General features: G+C 75.2%; 1 protein-coding gene. It reads right to left on the bottom strand.

What is annotated here, in order from left to right:
• On the bottom strand, window positions 1-639 hold a 639-nt coding region (locus GUY61_RS38675), incomplete at its 3' end, for a hypothetical protein (RefSeq protein ID WP_166634946.1).
• Window positions 640-852: the final 213 nt, after the last annotated feature.

Here is an 852-nt window from a genome sequence, read left to right as displayed (position 1 = left end):
GGACTCGCTGCTGGGGGCGCCGCTCTCGGGGGCGGCGGAGGACTGCGACTCCTCGGGGGAGGCGGACTCCTCCTTCTTCTCCTCTTCTTCCTTGCTCTTCTTGTCCTCCCCGGACTCCCCCGAGGCACTGGGCGAGGCCGAGCGGGTCGGCCCGGGGCCTGCGGCAGGGACGGTGCTGTCCGCGCTGGGGCTCGCGCTGCCGCCGGGCTCCTCGGAGGACTCCTTGTCGGGTACGGAGGAGGAGGCGGGCACCTCCCAGGGGACGCCCCACGGTCCTTCCGCGGCCAGCTCGGCGAGGCCGAGGGAACCCGCGGCCAGCACCAGGCCGCCGCCGAGCAGCAGTGTCCTGCTGTGCCTGCGCCGGTGGGACTTGCGCGAGCGCCCCGCGGAGACGGCCTCCTCCGCCGCGACGGCCTTCGCCGGGCGGCCGCGGTGGGAACGCCCCTTGGCCGCACGCCGGGCGGCGGCCCGGCCCCCGGCCGGTGCCGTCCCTGGTTCGGGGGTGGCCTCGGTCCCGGTCGCGGAGGTGTCCGGGTCGGTGTCCGGCGCACGGTGCCGGAGCTCCTCGACGGGGGTCCCGCACCCCGGGCAGCTGAGTGCTCCGTTGAGGTGCCGGCAGCACGGCGAGCAGTAGTCCATGGTCGTCGCAGACTAAGCGCGCGGGGGCGCCGGGCGAACACGAGTTTGTGAGAATCCAGTGTGGATAGGGGCCCTGACGCCGACCGTCCACTGGCCGTATCACCCGGGTTGTGTTCCTAAGCCCGCTTGCGTCCACCATTCGGACAGCGACCGCGGCCCGCTGCCGGCCCGCCGTCGGCGGGGCTGCCCTCCGAGGTCCGCCCCGCCCCGAAG

The organism is Streptomyces sp. GC420 (assembly GCF_009916105.1).
Classification (GTDB): domain Bacteria; phylum Actinomycetota; class Actinomycetes; order Streptomycetales; family Streptomycetaceae; genus Streptomyces.
The sequence above is the reverse complement of the archived record's forward strand: the minus strand, read 5'-3'. Positions and strand labels throughout refer to the sequence as shown.